The sequence below is a fragment of the Streptomyces sp. NBC_00459 genome, from assembly GCF_036013955.1.
Lineage (GTDB): Bacteria > Actinomycetota > Actinomycetes > Streptomycetales > Streptomycetaceae > Streptomyces.
Genome location: NZ_CP107903.1, coordinates 9,359,933 through 9,376,941 on the forward strand (window position 1 = coordinate 9,359,933; position 17,009 = coordinate 9,376,941).

Here is a 17,009-nt window from a genome sequence, read left to right on the forward strand (position 1 = left end):
AGACGGAACATGACCTCAACGGCGGCTTCGGCTGCGGTTCTTGTGGACGGCGGGTACGAACTCGCCGAAGGCGGGCGCTGGGTCGACGACCGGTATGTGTACGTCGACATCCTCAGCGGCCGGCTCTTCGAACTGCGTGACGGCGCCCGACCCGCGACCCCGCGCCAACTGGCCGTACTCGACGTGCCGTTGGGTGCTGTCGCGCCGGTGGGAGGCACACCGGGCGCGTGGATCGCCGCCGCGGGCACCGGGATCGCGCTGCTCACCGCCGACGGCGTCCTGGAATGGCTGGACCGCCCGGAGGACCGTACGCCGGTCCCCAGCCGGATGAACGACGGTGTCGCGGACCCCGGCGGCCGCTTCTGGGCGGGCAGCATGGCCTACGACGGCACCCGGGGCGCGGGCTCGCTCTACCGGACGGACCACGACGGCACGGTCGTACGCGTCCTCGACGGCCTGACCATCGTCAACGGCCCGGCGTTCACCGCCGACGGCACGACCATGTACCTCGCCGACACGGCCGCCGGGACCATCCTCCGCTGCCGGGTCGACCCCGACTCGGGCGACCTCTCGGGAGGCCCGGAGACCTTCGCCCGCCTGGGCGAGGCCGACGGCAGCCCCGACGGGATGACCGTCGACGACGAGGACTGTCTGTGGGTCGCGATGTGGGGCGCCGGTGCGGTCCGCCGGTACCACCCCGACGGGCGCCTGCTCCACACCCTGACCGTGCCCGCGCCCCATCCCACGTCGGTGTGCCTGCATCCCGACGACAACCGCCTCCTCGTCACCACGGCCCGCTACGGGGTGCCGAACCCGACCGTCGCCTCCGGGGCGGTGCTCAGTGTTCCCGTGCCGGTCCGGGGAACGCCGGCCTGCTCCTGGCGGGGCCGGCGTCAGAGCGGCCCACCCGGATCCGGCCGGGCAGGGAGTCGGCGGGGAGGGGTGTACTTTCAGGGCACGCCTCCCGTGGAGTAGCCGGGTTCGCGGCCTTCGCCGCGGCGCCCCGGATGCACCCAGCGTCTCCCCACCTGCTTGATTCCGGCCTTCCGACGGTCACCGGTGGTGTGCCGATCGTGATGGCCGAGGGGAGGTCGTCGGCGCCATCGGTGTCGGCGGGGCGGACGACACCACCGACGACCGCATCGCGCGGCACGCTGTCGGTTCCGTCACGATGATCGTTGCCTGGACCTGTCGTCGCCGTACGAGGGATCGACTCTCCACGGCTCCGGTCGCGGACGGCCGCGGATCGTCTTCCTGGACGCCCGTTCGGCGCGGGCCCGTGGCCTCGCGCCTTCCGGCACACACACCACGGGCCAAGCTTCAGAACATCGCCCGGATGATCCCCACGGTGCGCGCCAGATGCGGTTCGGCGCGGTCCGCGCGGTGGGCGACGGCCAGTTCGATGCGGGCGTCCGCCCCGGCCAGCGGCAGGTAGGTGACGCCGTCGAGGGCCAGTGCGGTCACGGGCTCGGGCACGACCGCGACACCGAGGCCGCCCGCGACGAGCGTGACCAGCGTCGAGGTCTCGCCGACCTCGTGGCGGATCCGCGGCTCGACCCCGGCATCGAGCAGGAGGCCCAGCACGACGTCGTACATCACCGACCGGCGGTCGGCGGAGTGCACGATCAGGTCCGTGCCGGCCAGGTCCGCTGCCCGCAACCGCTTGCGACGGGCGAGGCGATGGCCCACCGGGACGGCGACCACGAGCCGGTCCCGGCGCAGCGTGTGCACGGTGAGGGAGAGGTCGGCCGCCACAGGCCGCAGCAGCGCGACGTCGATCGCGCCGGTGCGCAGCGCCTCGACCTGGTCGGGCGCGAGCATCTCGCCGCGGAAGGAGAACTCCACGCCGGGAAGCTCCTCCGCGAGCCTGCGCGAGAGCGCCGGCAGGAGGCTGTACGTCGCCGAGCCCACGCACCCGATCGAGAGGTGGCCCACCGAACCGGCGGCGACGAGCCGGGCGTGGTGGGCGGCCTCTTCGACGCCGGCGAGGATCGCGCGTGCCCGTTCGAGGTAGGCCCGGCCGGCATCGGTCAGGTCGACACGGCGTGTGGTGCGATGGAGCAACTCCACGCCGAGCTCGGTCTCGAGCTGGCGGATCTGCTGGGAGAGCGGCGGCTGGGCCATGTGGAGCCGCTCGGCGGCGCGCCCGAAGTGGAGCTCCTCGGCCACCGCCACGAAGTACCGAAGATGACGCAGATCCATATGTCACCCATATCAATCAGCTCGGATATGTGTACTTCAGAATATCGCGGTCCGGGACTAGCCTCGCTGTCATGAGCGCTTATCTGTACGCCGCGACGAGGACGCCGTTCGGCCGCTTCAACGGCGCGTTGGCCGGTGTCCGCCCCGACGACCTCGCCGCCGCCGCGATCACCTCCACGCTCGCCGACGTGCCGGGCCTCGACCGCGCCGCGATCGACGACGTGGTGTGGGGCAACGCCAACGGCTCCGGCGAGGACAACCGCAACGTCGGCCGCATGGCCGCGCTGCTCGCCGGGCTTCCGGTGAGCGTGCCCGGCACCACGGTCAACCGGCTGTGCGGTTCGAGCCTCGACGCGGCGATGACGGCCAGCCGGACGATCGAGTCCGGCGACGCCGAGGTGGTGCTGACCGGCGGCGTGGAGTCCATGACACGTGCGCCGTGGGTGCTGCCCAAGTCGGCGAAACCGTTCCCGGTCGGCGATGTCACCGCGGTCTCGACCACGCTCGGCTGGCGGCTGGTCAACCCGCGGATGCCGAAGGAGTGGACGGTCAGCCTCGGCGAGGCCAACGAGCAGCTCAGGGAGCGCTTCGGCATCTCCCGTGAGCGGCAGGACGAGTTCGCCGCCCGCTCCCACCAACTTGCCGACCTGGCTTGGGAGTCGGGCTTCTACGACGGTCTTGTGGTCCCGGTCGAAGGCGTCGACCTGACCCGCGACGAGGGCATCCGGGCCGGATCCACACCGGAGGTGCTGGCCGAGCTCAAGCCGGTCTTCCGTACGCCGGAGCAGGGCGGCACCATCACCGCGGGCAACGCCAGTCCGCTCAACGACGGTGCCTCCGCGGTGCTGCTGGGCAGTGAGAAGGCCGCGGCCACGATCGGGGCCGACCCCATCGCCCGTATCGCCGGCCGAGGGGTGCTGGCGCTGGAGCCGCAGGCCTTCGGATACGCCCCGGTCGAGGCCGCCAACCGTGCGCTGGCCCGGGCCGGGATCGGCTGGGACCAGGTGGGCGCGGTCGAGCTCAACGAGGCCTTCGCCGTGCAGTCGCTCGCCTGCGTCGACGCGTGGAAGATCGACCCCGCCATCGTCAACCAGAAGGGTGGCGCCATCGCGATCGGGCACCCGCTGGGCGCCTCGGGCGGTCGTGTCCTCGCCACGCTGGCCAAGGTGCTGCGCGTGACGAAGCAGCGCTACGGCGTCGCCGCGATCTGCATCGGGGTCGGTCAGGGACTGGCCGTCGTACTGGAGAACTGCGGCGTCACGGAGGAGGGCCGGTGAGCCGGGCGGAGATCCTCGAGAGCGCCGACGCGGCGGTCGCCGGTATCGAGGACGGGGCCACCGTCCTGGTGGGCGGCTTCGGCCTGGCCGGGATGCCGTTCGACCTGATCGACGCGCTCATCCGGCAGGGGGCGAAGGACCTCACGATCGTGTCCAACAACGCGGGCAACGGCGAGGTCGGGCTGGCCGCCCTGCTGGCCGCCGGCCGGGTGCGCAAGGTGCTCTGTTCCTTTCCGCGCCAGTCCGACTCCTGGGTGTTCGACGGCCTCTACCGCGAGGGAAGGATCGAACTGGAGGTGGTGCCGCAGGGCAACCTCGCCGAGCGGATGCGCGCGGCCGGTGCCGGCATCGGTGCGTTCTACTGCCCGACCGCGGTCGGCACACCGCTGGCCGAGGGCAAGGAGGAGCGGGAGATCGACGGCCGGAAGTACCTGCTGGAGTACCCCATCAAGGGCGACTACGCGCTGATCGGCGCGCACGTCGCGGACACGCTGGGCAACCTCGTCTACCGCAAGACCGCCCGCAACTTCGGACCGGTCATGGCCACGGCCGCGACGACGACCATCGTCCAGGTCGACGAGGTCGTCGAGCCCGGAAAGCTCGACCCCGAGGCCGTCGTCACCCCGTCCATCTACGTCGACCGGATCGTCCAGGTCGAGGCCCGCCACTACACCGTGCAGGGGGCACGATGACCATCACGCCGGGCGATCAGGTGCGCGCCGACCACCAACTCTCGATGGACGAGCTGGCCGCCGTCATCGCACGCGACATCCCGGCCGGTGCCTTCGTCAACCTCGGTATCGGACAGCCCACCAGGATCGCCGACCATCTGCCGGCCGACTCCGGGGTGGTGCTGCACACCGAGAACGGCATGCTCCACATGGGTCCGAAGGCCGAGGGCGACGCGGTCGACCCCGACCTGACCAACGCCGGCAAGGTCCCGGTGACCGAGCTGCCGGGGGCGGCGTACTTCCACCACGCCGACTCCTTCGCCATGATGCGCGGCGGGCACCTCGACGTCTGCGTCCTCGGGGCGTACCAGGTCGCCTTCGACGGCGACCTCGCCAACTGGACCACCGGCAGGCCCGACGACATCCCCGCCGTCGGCGGCGCCATGGACCTCGCCATCGGCGCCAAGGACGTCTACGTGATGATGACGCTCTTCACCCGCTCCGGTGAGCCGAAGCTCGTGCCGCGGTGCACCTACCCGCTCACCGGCATCGGCTGCGTCAGCCGCGTCTACACCGACCACGGCGTCTTCGACGTCGGCCCCGACGGCGTACGGATCAGGGAGACGTACGGCGTCGGCGCCCACGAACTGGCGGAGCGACTCGGCATCACGCTGTCGCCGTCCGCGCAGCGGCCGGCGCGCCGGACGGCCGAACCCGGGGCGGGTCCCGCAACTCCGCCCTGACTGTCCCTGATGTCGCTTTCGCTGCCCGTAGGCTGGTCCGCGCACAGGACGGACAGGAGGCTGAGGTGGCCGAGACGGCGTTGGCCGAGGTGATGGCCGAGCTGGCCGCACTCGAGGACCCGAAGGCACGTGCGGTGAACGAGAGACACGGTGACGACCACGGTGTGAACCTCGGAAAACTGCGTGCGCTCGCGAAGCGGCTGAAGACACAACAGGAACTGGCGTGCCGACTCTGGGCGACGGACGACACCGCGGCGAGACTGCTGGCGCTCCTGATCTGCCGCCCGAAGGCGTTCGGGCGTGACGAGCTGGACGCCATGGTGCGCCAGACGCGCGCGCCCAAGGTGCACGACTGGCTCGTGAACTACGTGGTGAAGAAGAATCCGCACGCCGAAGAGCTGCGCCTGGCCTGGTACGCCGATCCGGATCCCGTGGTCGCGAGTGCCGGCTGGGCGCTGACCACCGAACGCGTGGCGAAGAAGCCCGAGGGCCTCGATCTGTCAGGGCTGCTGGACGTCATCGAGGCGGAGATGAAGGACGCCCCGGATCGGCTGCAGTGGGCGATGAACCACTGCCTGGCCCAGATCGGGATCGAGCACGCAGGGCACCGCGACCGCGCGATCGCCGTCGGTGAGCGCCTTGAGGTGCTCAAGGACTATCCGACGTCCCCGGGCTGCACCTCTCCGTTCGCGCCGATCTGGATCACCGAGATGGTGCGCCGACGGTCCGAGTAGGAGGGTCCGGTGGCGCTCCGCGCCGGGAGCGCCACCGTTGTGCCGTCGGCCTCAACTCCCGGTGAGCACTTCCCGCAGGGCGGGGACGGGGAGTTCGCCCGAGCCTCGGACGATGAGGCGGGTGGGGACGGTGACGGTTCGGGCGCGGGTGCGGTCGCCGTCGAGCCTGTTCAGAGCGGTGGTCGCCGCCGCCCTGCCGATTTCCTCCGCGTCCTGGGCGACGACGGTCAGAGCCGGTTCGAGCGCCTCGGCGAGCGCCACGTCGTCGAAGGCGACGACGGCGACGTCCTTGCGCTTGCTGCGGGCCAGTTCGGCGACCGTGCCCAGCGCCATGATGTTGTTGCCGGCGAACAGGGCGGTGGGGGGATCGGCGAGGCCGAGGAGCCGGGCGGTCGCGGTTTCGGCGCCCTGCTGGTCGTGGGCGTTGGTCACGAGTGAGCGGTCGTAGGGGATGTCGGCTTCGTCGAGCGCCGAGCGGTAGCCGGCCAGACGTTCACGGCGGGTGTGCAGCCTCAGCGGGAGGTCGCCGACGAAGCCTATGCGCCGGTGTCCGTGGGCGACGAGATGGGCCACGCCGGCGTGGGCTCCGGCACGGTTGGAGCTGACGATGCTGTCCGTGGCGAGACCGACTCCGGGCCGGTCGAGGAAGATCACCGGCAGTCCGGCCGTACGGTGGGACTTGAGGTGGGAGTGGTCGGCGCCGACGGACGGCACGACGATCAGGATGCTGACGCGGCGGGCCAGGAACTTGTCCGTCAGGGCGCGTTCGCGATCGGGGGCGTCCGCGGAGGAGCCCATGAGCAGGGTCAGTCCGCGTTCGCGGACGGTGTCCTCGATGGCGCGGGCGACGGCTCCGAAGAAGGGGTTGGCGAGGTCGGGAATGACCAGGCCGATCGTGGTGTCCGGGCCGCCGACGCGGATGTTGCGGGCCATGAGGTTCGGCTGGAAGCCGAGCTTGGCCACTGCGGCCAGTACCTGTTCCCTGGTCTGCGCGGAGGCGGGTCCGTCCTCGTTGAGGACTCGGGAGACCGTCTTCGCGCTTACACCGACTTCGCGGGCGACGTCGGCCAGGGTGGGGCGGCGGTTCGCTGCCATGGAGGAAACCGTCTCCTGAGGGCTCTCGGTTCCGGCCGCGGCCTCGGCCGGAAACTGCGAGAGCGGTGTTGAGCTGTCAGGTGGCCTGGACTCCGGCGGCCTTGGCGGCCTCCGAATCCGCTACGACAGTATCTCCGGCCTCGTCGACCGTGAGTGCGCCGGTCATGATGGCGACGACCTCGGCCATGGAGTAGTCGGAGGGCTTGATCACGGCGGCGCGCCGGCCGAGGCGGTGGACGTGGATCCGGTCGGCGATCTCGAAGACGTGCGGCATGTTGTGGCTGATCAGAACGACCGGCATGCCCTTGTCCCGGACCCGGCGGATCAGGTCGAGAACCTGGCCGGACTCCTTGACGCCGAGGGCGGCGGTGGGTTCGTCCATGACGACGACGCTGCTCGCCCAGGCGACGGAACGGGCGACCGCGACGGCCTGCCGCTGTCCACCGGAGAGCGTCTCCACCGACTGCGTCAGCGAACGCAGGCCGATCTTCAGGTCGGCCATGTGCTCGGCCGCCTCCTGGCGCATGCGCTTCTTGTCGAGCATCCGGAAGACACTGCCCAGGACGCCGGGGCGGCGCAGCTCCCGCCCGAGGAACACGTTCGAGGCGATGTCCATCGAGGCGGCCACGGCGAGGTCCTGATACACCGTCTCGATGCCGTGGGCGCGTGCGCTCTGGGGCCCGGAGAAGGTGATGGGTTCGCCGTTGAGGCGTATCTCGCCCGCGTCCGGGACGATCGCGCCGGTGAGCGCCTTGATGAGGCTGGTCTTGCCGGCGCCGTTGTCGCCGATGACCGCGAGGACCTCGCCGGGGAGCAGGTCGAAGTCGGCGCCGTCGATGGCGGTGACCTGGCCGTACCGCTTGAACAGGCCGCGGGCCTGCAGCACGGGTGCGGGGGAGGAGATGGCGGTCATCGGGCCTTCTTCCGGGAGAGCTGGTCGACGGTCACCGCGAGGATCACCAGGACTCCGGTGATCAGGGTCTGGTAGATGGACGCGACGCCCATCAGCTGCAGGCCGTTGCGGAAGACGCCCACGATGAGGACTCCGATGAAGGTGCCCAGGACCGAGCCGCGTCCGCCGAAGAGGCTGGTGCCGCCGAGGACCACGGCGGTGATGCTGTCGAGGTTGTCGGTCTGCCCGGCCTGCGGATCGCCGACTCCGGTGCGGGAGATGAGAAGCAGGGCGGCGATGCCGTACAGCAGGCCGGCCACGGTGTAGATGCCGATGGTGAGGCGCGAGGTGCGGATGCCGTTGAGCCGGGCGGCCTCGGCGCTGTTGCCCAGGGCGTAGACGTGCCGCCCCCAGCCGGTGTTGCTCAGCGAGTAGGCGAGCAGGAGGAACAGGCCGATGGTGACGAGGGAGCCGTAGGTGATGTCCGTGTGGCCCAGCGGGAACGTCTCGCCGAGGGCGGTGAGCGGGCCGGGCAGGTTGGTGACCGTCTGCTCCTCGGAGTAGATGTGGGTCAGCGCGAACGCCACATTGAGCATGCCGAGGGTGACGATGAACGGCGGCAGCGGGATCTTCTGCACCAGCAGCCCGTTGAGCAGCCCGAACCCGCCGCAGACGGCGAGGCCCAGACCGATGGCGAGGAGCGGGGGCAGGGAGCCCTCGGCGGCCATCTTGGCGATCACGATGCTGCCGAACGCCATCACGGCGCCGCACGACAGGTCGATGCCCGCGGTGAGGATGATCAGGGTCTGCCCGATGGCGAGGGTGCCCACGACCATGACCTGCTGCACGATCAGCGAGAAGTTCCCGCCGGTCAGGAACTGGTCGGTCGAGAAGGAGAAGAAGGCGCAGGCCAGAAGGAGGGCGGCCAGGGGTCCGGTGGTCGGCGCCGTGAGCAGTCTGCGGGCCGTGGTCGGCGCTTTGAGCTCCGAGTACGGCGTGGTCGTGGCTGTCATGCGAAGTCCTTGTCGGAAGACAGATGTCCTTGTCGGCGGGCGACGGCACTGAGCGGTTCTGAAGGAGCCGGGTGCGCGGCCGGGCCCCACCGGCCCGGCCTGCGGCAGACGACCGCATGTTCCGCGGAGCGTTCGGCCTCGCCGCCCGGGACAAGGGGGACGGCCGTCCCTGGCCGGGGAGGTGGGACGACCGCCCCGCTGAGGGGAGGGGCGGTGTCGTACGGTCCTCGGGCTGCTCAGCCCCAGCAGTTCTCCAGGCCGTAGGCGGTGTCCTTGGACGCGACACCGTCCTGGGCCTTGTCGGTGATCAGCGTGACGCCGGTGTCGGTGTAACCGGACGCCTTCTTGCCGTCCTTGGCGAACGACACGACTGCCTTGACGCCCTCCGCGGCCATCTTCAGCGGGTACTGCTGCGAAGTCGCGGCGATCTTGCCGTCCTTGACCGCCTGGGTGCCGGTGCAGCCTCCGTCGACGGAGACGATCAGGACGTCCTTCTCCCGGCCCTTGGCCTTCAGCGCCGTGTACGCGCCCAGGGCCGCCGGTTCGTTGATGGTGTAGACGACATTGATGTCGGGCTCCTTCTGGAGACAGTTCTCCATCGCCGTCTGGCCCTTGGCCTGGTCGCCGCCGGTGTCCTGGGCGCACGCGACGTCCTTCTCGGTGGCGCCGAAGCCCTTGAGGAAACCGTCGTGCCGCTGAACACCGACGGAGACGCCCGGCGCGAGGTCGAGCGCGGCTATCTTCGCCGTCTTGCCCTTCATCGCGGCCTTGGCGTACTCGCCGATCAGCTCACCGGCCTTGAGGTTGTCGGTGGCGAAGAGGGCGTCGACCGCGCTCTCCGGCTCGGTCGGGGTGTCCAGCGCGATCACCAGAACGCCCTTGGCGCGGGCCTTCTCGATCGCCGGCACGATCGCCTTGGAGTCGCTCGGAGTGATCAGAATGCCCTTCACCCCGGCAGCGACCATGTTCTCGATCGCGGTGACCTGCCCGGCGTTGTCCCCATCGAACTTCCCTGCAGCGGTGGACAGTTGGGCGCCGTTCTCCTTGGCGGCCTTCTCCGCGCCCTCCTTCATCTTCACGAAGAACGGGTTGGTGTCGGTCTTGGTGATCAGACCGACCTTGACCTCGCCCGAACCGGAACTCGACGAGCCCGATCCGGAGCCGGACCCGCAGGCCGTCAGGGTGAGTGCCGCGACGCCCGTGACCGCGGCGGCTCTGAGGAGGGACGAGGACAGGCGAGTGGTGCGAGACATGATCGACTCCTGAGGGATAGCGGGCAGCACAGGGCTGGGATCGGAGCATGCTGCCCGGGGTGTCATCGTTGACTTATGTCATCGTTGACACTGCCTGGCCAGGATGATGGACTCCGGATCCCGGCAACGTCAATGCCTTCCGCTCGTCACAAATCGGCAACGCCCCGACGATCGTTGCCGCGCAGCCGGTCAGCGGCTGTGTGGCCGCCGCCCGACTGCCCGGGCCTTCCGGGCCTTCCGAGCCCGTCCGAGCCCTTTCGAGAGAGAGCAGCCCATGAGCCCGCGTCAGATCACCGTGCTGGGAGAGTGCGTCGCGGACGCCTTCACCGAACCGGCGGCAAGCGCCTCGAACGAACTCGCTCTGCGGGTGCTGCCCGGCGGCGGACCCGCGAATACGGCGGTGGCCCTGGCCCGCCTCGGAACACCGTCCCGCTTCCTCGCCCGGCTGTCCGGCGATGTGTTCGGCCGCCTGTTCCGCGCCCACCTGGAGGCGTCCGGCGTAGACCTGTCGTACGCCGTCGCAGCCGCCGAGCCCAGCACGCTGGCCGTGGCGGAACTGGACGCCACCGGGCAGGCCGCGTTCTCGTTCCACGCGCAGAACACGGCCGACTGGCAGTGGACCCCGGCGGAACTGGCCGGGGTGGATCTCTCCGGAACGGCCTGTGTGCACACCGGATCGCTGGCGCTGGTCCGTGAACCCGGCGGAGCGGTGGTGGAGGAGTTCCTGGCGGCAGCGGCCGAGCGGGCCACCATCAGCATCGATCCCAACGTCAGGCCGCTGTTGGTGCGCCCCGACGTCTACCGTGCCCGGCTGACGCACTGGTGTGCTCTCGCCGACATTCTGCGGCTGAGCGAGGACGACCTGGAACTCCTCCTGCCGGGCACCGCGCCCGAGGAGGCATGCGACAGCTGGCATGCCGCAGGGGTACGGCTCGTCGTGGTCACGCTCGGCTCCGGCGGCGCGCTGGCCTCACTCGACGGCGAACGGTTGCGGGTGCCCGCGGTGGCCACGCGGGTCGTCGACACCGTCGGCGCGGGGGACTCCTTCACCGCCGGCCTGCTGCACCACCTCGGTGCCGCCGGACTCCTCGGTGGCCGACTGTCCGGGCTCGGGCTCCACGAGGTCGCCGAGGCCTGCCGGTTCGGCGCCCGGGTCGCGGCCCTGACCTGCTCGGTCGCGGGCCCGAACCCGCCGTGGCGCAGCCAGTTGGAGCAGCTCACGGCCGCCGGTGGTGTCTGACGGTTCGTGCGGCCCGCGCCGGGCAATCCTGCTCGTACCGTTGACGCGCCGGTCGGATTTCGCCCATCATCGGGCCACTCGATGTCATCGATGACACAAGTCAACGTTGACATGCCTGGTCGGCGGCATGGACGATGACGCCGGCCAGGGCGTCACTCTTCGGCCGGTCCACGCAGGAAAGCCGCAGGCTCTGCCCGGTGGACGACCACAGCACAGGAGACACCATGAGCTCTGGACGTGTATCCCGGCATGCCCGCATACGGATGATGGCTGCGGTGGCGACCGTCTGCGCCCTGTCCGCAGCGCCGCCGGCTCCTTCGGCTGTCGCTGCCGGCACTCCGCCGTACTCCGAGACCTACCGGCCCCAGTTCCACTTCACTCCGGAGAAGAACTGGATGAACGACCCCAACGGGCTCGTGTACTTCCAGGGCGAGTACCACCTCTTCTACCAGTACAACCCCAACGGCAACTCCTGGGGCGACATGTCCTGGGGGCACGCGGTGAGCAAGGATCTCGTGCACTGGACGCAGTTGCCGCTCGCCCTGTCCCACGACGACGAGGAGATGGTGTTCTCCGGCAGCGCGGTCGTCGACCGGGACAACACCACCGGGTTCGGCACGAAGAAGAACCCGGCCATGGTGGCGGTCTACACCAGCGCCTACAAGAACGGCGGCAAGCAGGCCCAGTCGCTCGCCTACAGCACCGACCGGGGCCGGACCTGGACCAAGTACCAGGGCAATCCCGTCATCGACATCGGCTCCGACAACTTCCGTGATCCCAAGGTCCAGTGGTACGCGCCGACGAAGAGCTGGCTGATGACGGTGTCGATGTCCGCCGAGCACAAGGTGCGGTTCTACTCGTCGAAGAACCTCAAGGACTGGGAGCTGCAGAGCGAGTTCGGGCCGGCCGGTGCGACGGGCGGGGTGTGGGAGTGCCCCGACCTGTTCCCCCTCGCGGTCGACGGGAACAAGAACAACATCAAGTGGGTCCTGGTCGTCAACATCAACCCCGGTGGAATCGCGGGCGGTTCGGCCGCCCAGTACTTCGTCGGTGACTTCGACGGCAAGAAGTTCACCGCCGACGACAAGGGCACCTACACCCCGCCCACCGGCACGGTGGTGCAGGACTTCGAGGGCACCGACTTCGGTTCGTGGACGACCACGGGCACCGCGTACGGCACCGCGCCGGCAACCGGGGCGGTGGACGGTCAGGGCGCGGTCACCGGCTTCGACGGCAAGGGTCTCGCCAACAGCTTCCACGGCGGTGACGGCGCCACCGGCACCCTGACCTCGCCCGCCTTCACCGTCGACAGCAGGTACCTGAACTTCAAGGTCGGTGGCGGTCGGCACCCGCACGAGGCCGGGACCGTGATGGACAGAACTCCGCCCGAGGGCACGGTCCTCGCCGACTTCGAGGGCGGCACGTACGGCGACTGGACGACCACCGGGGACGCCTTCGGCACCGCGTCGGCCCCCGGCACCCTCCCCAATCAGCAGGAGGTCTCCGGCTTCCTGGGGAGCGGCCTGGTCAACACCTTCCTGAACGGCGACTCCACCACCGGCACCCTCACGTCCCCCGAGTTCACCATCGACAAGGACTACGTCAACTTCCTGGTCGGCGGCGGCAATCACCCCGTCGGCTCCGGCAACCCGACCGCGGTCGAGCTCCTCGTCGACGGCCAGGTGGTCCGCAGCACCACCGGACGGGACGGTGAGGCGCTCAACTGGGCCTCCTGGGACGTCAAGGACCTCGCCGGGAAGAAGGCCCAGATCAAGATCGTCGATGACAACAGCGGCGGCTGGGGCCACCTCAACGTCGACCACATCATGCTCTCGGACACGCAGGCCCAGCCCGTCTCCCAGGAGACGTCCGTCAACCTGCTCGTCGACGGCAAGGTCGTCCGCAGTGCCACCGGCTCCAACAGCGAGACCCTGGACTGGGCCTCCTTCGACCTGCGGCCCTACGTCGGCAAGCAGGCGCAGATCCAGATCGTCGACATGAACACCGCCGGCTGGGGCCACGTCATGGCCGACCGGTTCACCGCCGCCGACAAGCCCGCCAAGTCCGTCGTACAGCGTGCCGACTGGGCCGACTACGGCAAGGACTACTACGCGGCGGTGTCCTGGGAGGACGCCCCGGACGGCAAGCGCTACATGATCGGCTGGATGAACAACTGGGACTACAGCGGCGCGATCCCCACGTCCCCCTGGCGCGGCGCGCAGAGCATCCCCCGGGAGATGGCCCTGCGTACGGTCGACGGCGGCATCCGGCTGACCAGCGAGCCCGTGAGCAGCGTGACGTCCCTGCGGCAGAAACAACCGGCATCCGCAGCCGGTGTCACCGTCAAGAACACCTCCACGGCCCTGATCGGCCCCGCGGCCCGGGGCAGGGCGCTCGACATCGAGGCGACCTTCTCCCTCAAGGACGCCGACCGCTTCGGCCTCAAGGTCCGCACCGGTACGAACGGCGAGGAGACCGTCATCGGCTACGACACCACGACCCAGGAGCTGTACGTCGACCGCACCCACTCCGGCGCCGTCGACTTCAACAGCACCTTCCCCGGCGTCCAGACCGCACCCCTGAAGCCCAAGAACGGCAAGGTCAAACTGCGGATCCTCGTCGACTGGTCCTCCGTCGAGGTCTTCGGCGGCAGTGGCGAAGCGGTGATCACCGACCAGATCTTCCCCGACCCCGCGAGTCAGGGAGTGCAGGTCTTCGCCGAGAACGGTTCGGTGCGGCTGGACAAGGCCGTCGTCTGGCAGCTCGGCTCCGCCCACAAGTGACGACCAGGACCGCAGCGCACATCTGATACATCGAGCCGACAAGGACACGAGACCATGAAGAAGACCCTGCTCGCCGAGTTCACAGCCCGCGAGGGAGCGCAGGACCAGGTCGCCCGCATGATCGGGGACTACGCCCTGAAGGTGCGCGAGGAAGAAGGCAACATCGCCTTCGACGTCTACACCAAGGCAACCGCTCCACGCGCCTTCTGGATCTTCGAGGTGTACCGGGACGAGGACGCCTTCCAGGCGCATCTGAACGCCCCGTACGGCGGCCCATTCAATGCCGCCCTCGTTCCCCTGATCGAAGAGGACGCCTCCGTGCTGACGTTCCTGACCCCGCTCGTCTGACGCTGCGGGGCCCTACGCCGGGCGGCCCGACGGCAGTTGGCACCTGCTGGTCGGCTCGTCAACTCGATCCGGTCCGTACCGGGGGATGATCGCCATATCCGTTCATGGGGCTGATCGGTGTGCTCGCAGGAATCCGGGCGCCGGCGCTGCGCCGTGGACAGCCGGCTGCGACCCGGTGTCGCTGCTCGTGGCGCCGGGCCGGATCTCCGTCGAGATCCGGCCCGGCACTGTGTCGGAACGGGTCGATCAGCCGAGGACCCGGCCCAGTTCGATCCGGTCGATGTTCGGGGCCCACGCGCTCGCGTTCCCGAACGTCACCTTGTTGGAGCCCGCCTTCAGGTCGACGGGGACGCCCACCGTCCAGTAGTCGTCCCAGCCCCAGGTGTTCTTGAAGGTGACCGTCCGAGGCGCGGCCGTCCCCACCGTGAGGTCCGCTGTACGGGACATGATGTCCGTGTTGTAGGAGTGGCCGTTGTCGCGCCGCTCGTTGTGCGCGTAGGTGACGACCAGCATGTAGCGGCCCGACTTGGGCGCGTGCACCGTGAACTCGGCGGTGCTGGCGGCACTGTTGCCGAGCCAGCCGATGTAGGAACCGGCTGAGGCGTACACCGAGTCGACGAGCTTGGCGCCGCCCGCGAGGGTGGCCGAGGCGCCCTCGTAGGAGAGGACACCGGACGTCGAGCCGGCACCCGAGACGTCGAGGGAGCGGACGGAGGCGGCCTTGGCCGTCAGCGCGATGCGGTTGTTGCCCGCCACCAGATACAGCCGCAGGGCCTTGCCCGGTACCGCCGTCACCTTCTGGCCGTGCAGCTCCAGCCGCACCGGCGCCGACGCGCGCGGCACCACCGAGTAGTAGCCGTCGCGCGGCGCGTAGGCGTCGAAGACCGCCTTGTCACCGGAGCGCAGGACGAGGGCGCCGGTGCCGACCCCGGTGGACGAGGAGTAGTCGAAGGACGGCCGGCCGCTGATGTCGGCGAGCGTGGCCTCGTACGACGCCGAAGGCACGGCGGAGGTACGGGCGGTCAGGTCGATGCGGTCGAGGGTGACCTCGGTGTCGCCCTTGGCCAGCGTCAGGACGTGCTGGCCGGCCGGGAGATCGACCGTGACGTCCTTCTTGGCGCGGTAGGTCCAGTTCTCGGTGGAGGGATAGGAGACCGTGACCGGGTCCTTGCCGTCGACCGAGAGCTTCTGGGTGGCGGGCGTCCCGGACTGGTTGCCGTAGAGGATCGCCAGGTCGTAGCTGCCGGCCTCGGGCACGTCGACCGTGAAGTCGACCTTGCTGGTGGCCTGGTTCAGCGAGCCGACGTCCTTCGTCCCGGAAGCCGCGTAGCCGTTGGCGTTGCTGACCGTGCCCTGCGTGTAGACCCTGCCGTCGGTGATGGCCGCGTCCTCGGCCTCGTACGACGCAGACCAGGGGACGGACGCGGCGGCCGGGGTGCCGGTACCGCCGGGGGTGAGGACGATCCGGTACGCGGACATCTTGTGCAGGCCCCGCAGCGGAACGCTCACCGTGCCGTCGGCCGCGACCTTCACCTTCGTCCGGGCGAGGACACGGGGTGCCGCGTGCTGACCCTCGTAGCCGGACCAGGCGGCCTCGGCGACGGTCGCCGTGACCGTACGGCCGAAGGCGGACCGGGAGACGTTCTGTACGACGACGTCGGCGTCACCGGCCGCGCCGCCGAGCAGCACCTGCGCCTGGCGGCGCTTCTTGTCGTACGAGGCCAGACCCTGAAGGGTGTCGACGGTGTTGGCCTGCGGCGGAGTCACCTTGACCGTGTCGCCCGTCAGTCCCGCGTACCAACGGAAGAACCACCAGCCGCCGTTGGGGATGTTGCTGCGGACGACATTGCCGTCGAGGTTGCCGGCCGCGTCCCAGTAGGCCTGGTTCGCGTACACCTTGTTCCGCTCGAACATCGCGACCCACTGGGCGAGTTGGCCCGGAACGGACAGGTCGCGGCGGTTCGCGTACTCATCGATGTTGATCTTCAGGGGTGCGATGCCGAGACCGCGCTCGATGGAGCGGTAGTTGTCGTAGTTCCCCTGGAAGTTCTTCAGCGAGCTGGAGTCCAGCTCGTGCCAGGTCATGACCTGGGGCAGGACGTTCTCCCGCTTGGCGAAGGCGAGGAAGTCGGTCAGCAGGCGCGTGTGGTAGCCGGATTCGTTCGGCCCGGCGATCCTGGCGGTCGGGTCGATCGCGCGGATGCGCTCGTACACCGTCTTCCAGTCCTTGAAGAACCGGTCGCGGTTGACCTCGTACTGCGCCTGGTTGGAGGTGCCGAGGTTGTACCAGATCTGGTCGGGCTCGTTGAAGGGGATGTAGACGAAGCGCTCGCTGTTCGGGTCGGCCGCCACCTCCTTGACGATCTTGTCGACCTTGGGGAGGTAGTCCTCGATGCCGAGATCCTCGTACGGCCACTTCGCGTAGATGTCCTGCATCATCACGTTGATCTCGCCGCCGCCGTTGCGGAAGAACGACTTGGAGACGGCGAGCGCGTCCCCGTTGGGATGCTGGGCGCCGCCCTCCGGCTTCTGCGAGATGCTGGTGATCTTCAAGGGCGCCAGCATGGCGTCGCTGGGCACGCCGTCGTCGCTGAGCCCGTACAGGGTGCCGTTGGCGCCGAGCGTCACCGGTCCCTCGGACGCGGCGAGGTCGACGGTGACGCGCTGCGGGTCGGCCGCTGCCGCGGGCCCCGCGGTGGGGAGGGTGCCTGCCATGGCGGCTGCTCCAAGTACGGCTGTGGCAAGGACGGTTGCGGAA

At 69.7% G+C, this 17,009-nt stretch carries 14 protein-coding genes; 8 read left to right on the forward strand and 6 right to left on the reverse strand.

Going from position 1 to position 17,009, the window contains the following annotated elements; translation table 11 throughout:
• The first annotated feature begins 9 nt into the window (after nucleotides 1-9).
• Nucleotides 10-975 (forward strand): SMP-30/gluconolactonase/LRE family protein, encoded by a 966-nt coding sequence (locus OHN74_RS41060; protein WP_327699650.1) that lies wholly within the window; start codon nucleotides 10-12, stop codon nucleotides 973-975.
• 345 nt (nucleotides 976-1,320) lie between these two features.
• Here the strand turns inward: OHN74_RS41060 and OHN74_RS41065 are convergent, their stop codons facing one another.
• Nucleotides 1,321-2,202, reverse strand: coding sequence for a LysR family transcriptional regulator (locus OHN74_RS41065; protein WP_327699651.1), 882 nt, complete (start codon nucleotides 2,200-2,202; stop codon nucleotides 1,321-1,323).
• A gap of 71 nt (nucleotides 2,203-2,273) precedes the next feature.
• On the opposite strand from OHN74_RS41065, the gene OHN74_RS41070 reads away from it, so the two are divergent.
• The 4 genes from OHN74_RS41070 to OHN74_RS41085 all read left to right on the forward strand — a co-directional run bounded on the left by OHN74_RS41070 (nucleotide 2,274) and on the right by OHN74_RS41085 (nucleotide 5,627).
• Entirely contained in the window at nucleotides 2,274-3,479 is a 1,206-nt protein-coding gene (locus tag OHN74_RS41070; RefSeq protein WP_327699652.1) for a thiolase family protein, read from the forward strand.
• Nucleotides 3,476-4,171 carry a 3-oxoacid CoA-transferase subunit A gene (locus OHN74_RS41075; RefSeq protein ID WP_327699653.1) on the forward strand — a complete coding sequence of 232 codons (696 nt, stop codon included), beginning with the start codon at nucleotides 3,476-3,478 and terminating at the stop codon, nucleotides 4,169-4,171. Before OHN74_RS41070 ends, OHN74_RS41075 begins: the two co-directional genes overlap by 4 nt.
• On the forward strand, nucleotides 4,168-4,893 hold the full coding sequence (locus OHN74_RS41080) for a 3-oxoacid CoA-transferase subunit B (RefSeq protein ID WP_327699654.1): 726 nt from the start codon (nucleotides 4,168-4,170) through the stop codon (nucleotides 4,891-4,893). Before OHN74_RS41075 ends, OHN74_RS41080 begins: the two co-directional genes overlap by 4 nt.
• Nucleotides 4,894-4,985: 92 nt before the next feature.
• Nucleotides 4,986-5,627 (forward strand): DNA alkylation repair protein, encoded by a 642-nt coding sequence (locus OHN74_RS41085; RefSeq protein ID WP_327700446.1) that lies wholly within the window; start codon nucleotides 4,986-4,988, stop codon nucleotides 5,625-5,627.
• 51 nt (nucleotides 5,628-5,678) lie between these two features.
• Here OHN74_RS41085 and OHN74_RS41090 read toward each other — a convergent pair whose 3' ends face one another.
• From OHN74_RS41090 to OHN74_RS41105, 4 genes are all read right to left on the reverse strand, one after another.
• Nucleotides 5,679-6,722 (reverse strand): LacI family DNA-binding transcriptional regulator, encoded by a 1,044-nt coding sequence (locus OHN74_RS41090; protein WP_327699655.1) that lies wholly within the window; start codon nucleotides 6,720-6,722, stop codon nucleotides 5,679-5,681.
• A 76-nt stretch (nucleotides 6,723-6,798) separates the two neighbouring features.
• Nucleotides 6,799-7,635, reverse strand: coding sequence for an ATP-binding cassette domain-containing protein (locus tag OHN74_RS41095; protein ID WP_327699656.1), 837 nt, complete (start codon nucleotides 7,633-7,635; stop codon nucleotides 6,799-6,801).
• Nucleotides 7,632-8,627, reverse strand: coding sequence for an ABC transporter permease (locus OHN74_RS41100; RefSeq protein ID WP_327699657.1), 996 nt, complete (start codon nucleotides 8,625-8,627; stop codon nucleotides 7,632-7,634). Before OHN74_RS41100 ends, OHN74_RS41095 begins: the two co-directional genes overlap by 4 nt.
• A 236-nt stretch (nucleotides 8,628-8,863) precedes the next feature.
• Nucleotides 8,864-9,880 (reverse strand): sugar ABC transporter substrate-binding protein, encoded by a 1,017-nt coding sequence (locus OHN74_RS41105; protein ID WP_327699658.1) that lies wholly within the window; start codon nucleotides 9,878-9,880, stop codon nucleotides 8,864-8,866.
• Between the two features lie 274 nt (nucleotides 9,881-10,154).
• Here OHN74_RS41105 and OHN74_RS41110 point away from each other — a divergent pair, with 274 nt between their 5' ends.
• The 3 genes from OHN74_RS41110 (at nucleotide 10,155) to OHN74_RS41120 (ending at nucleotide 14,251) form a co-directional block, all read left to right on the forward strand.
• On the forward strand, nucleotides 10,155-11,120 hold the full coding sequence (locus OHN74_RS41110) for a carbohydrate kinase family protein (RefSeq protein ID WP_327699659.1): 966 nt from the start codon (nucleotides 10,155-10,157) through the stop codon (nucleotides 11,118-11,120).
• A 224-nt stretch (nucleotides 11,121-11,344) separates the two neighbouring features.
• Entirely contained in the window at nucleotides 11,345-13,903 is a 2,559-nt protein-coding gene (locus tag OHN74_RS41115; RefSeq protein ID WP_327699660.1) for a GH32 C-terminal domain-containing protein, read from the forward strand.
• Between the two features lie 54 nt (nucleotides 13,904-13,957).
• Entirely contained in the window at nucleotides 13,958-14,251 is a 294-nt protein-coding gene (locus OHN74_RS41120; protein WP_327699661.1) for a putative quinol monooxygenase, read from the forward strand.
• Nucleotides 14,252-14,497: 246 nt separating this feature from the next.
• Here the strand turns inward: OHN74_RS41120 and OHN74_RS41125 are convergent, their stop codons facing one another.
• Complete coding sequence (locus OHN74_RS41125) at nucleotides 14,498-16,966, reverse strand: CBM35 domain-containing protein (RefSeq protein ID WP_327699662.1); 2,469 nt, start codon at nucleotides 16,964-16,966, stop codon at nucleotides 14,498-14,500.
• Between the last annotated feature and the right edge of the window lie 43 nt (nucleotides 16,967-17,009).

Bases quoted from the DNA above. Each gene is read 5' to 3' on its own strand.
- OHN74_RS41060 (WP_327699650.1), top strand. From the start codon at position 10: ATGACCTCAACGGCGGCTTCGGCTGCGGTTCTTGTGGACGGCGGGTAC.
- OHN74_RS41065 (WP_327699651.1), bottom strand. From the start codon at position 2,202: ATGGATCTGCGTCATCTTCGGTACTTCGTGGCGGTGGCCGAGGAGCTC.
- OHN74_RS41070 (WP_327699652.1), top strand. From the start codon at position 2,274: ATGAGCGCTTATCTGTACGCCGCGACGAGGACGCCGTTCGGCCGCTTC.
- OHN74_RS41080 (WP_327699654.1), top strand. From the start codon at position 4,168: ATGACCATCACGCCGGGCGATCAGGTGCGCGCCGACCACCAACTCTCG.
- OHN74_RS41085 (WP_327700446.1), top strand. From the start codon at position 4,986: ATGGCCGAGCTGGCCGCACTCGAGGACCCGAAGGCACGTGCGGTGAAC.
- OHN74_RS41090 (WP_327699655.1), bottom strand. From the start codon at position 6,722: ATGGCAGCGAACCGCCGCCCCACCCTGGCCGACGTCGCCCGCGAAGTC.
- OHN74_RS41095 (WP_327699656.1), bottom strand. From the start codon at position 7,635: ATGACCGCCATCTCCTCCCCCGCACCCGTGCTGCAGGCCCGCGGCCTG.
- OHN74_RS41100 (WP_327699657.1), bottom strand. From the start codon at position 8,627: ATGACAGCCACGACCACGCCGTACTCGGAGCTCAAAGCGCCGACCACG.
- OHN74_RS41105 (WP_327699658.1), bottom strand. From the start codon at position 9,880: ATGTCTCGCACCACTCGCCTGTCCTCGTCCCTCCTCAGAGCCGCCGCG.
- OHN74_RS41110 (WP_327699659.1), top strand. From the start codon at position 10,155: ATGAGCCCGCGTCAGATCACCGTGCTGGGAGAGTGCGTCGCGGACGCC.
- OHN74_RS41115 (WP_327699660.1), top strand. From the start codon at position 11,345: ATGAGCTCTGGACGTGTATCCCGGCATGCCCGCATACGGATGATGGCT.
- OHN74_RS41120 (WP_327699661.1), top strand. From the start codon at position 13,958: ATGAAGAAGACCCTGCTCGCCGAGTTCACAGCCCGCGAGGGAGCGCAG.
- OHN74_RS41125 (WP_327699662.1), bottom strand. From the start codon at position 16,966: ATGGCAGGCACCCTCCCCACCGCGGGGCCCGCGGCAGCGGCCGACCCG.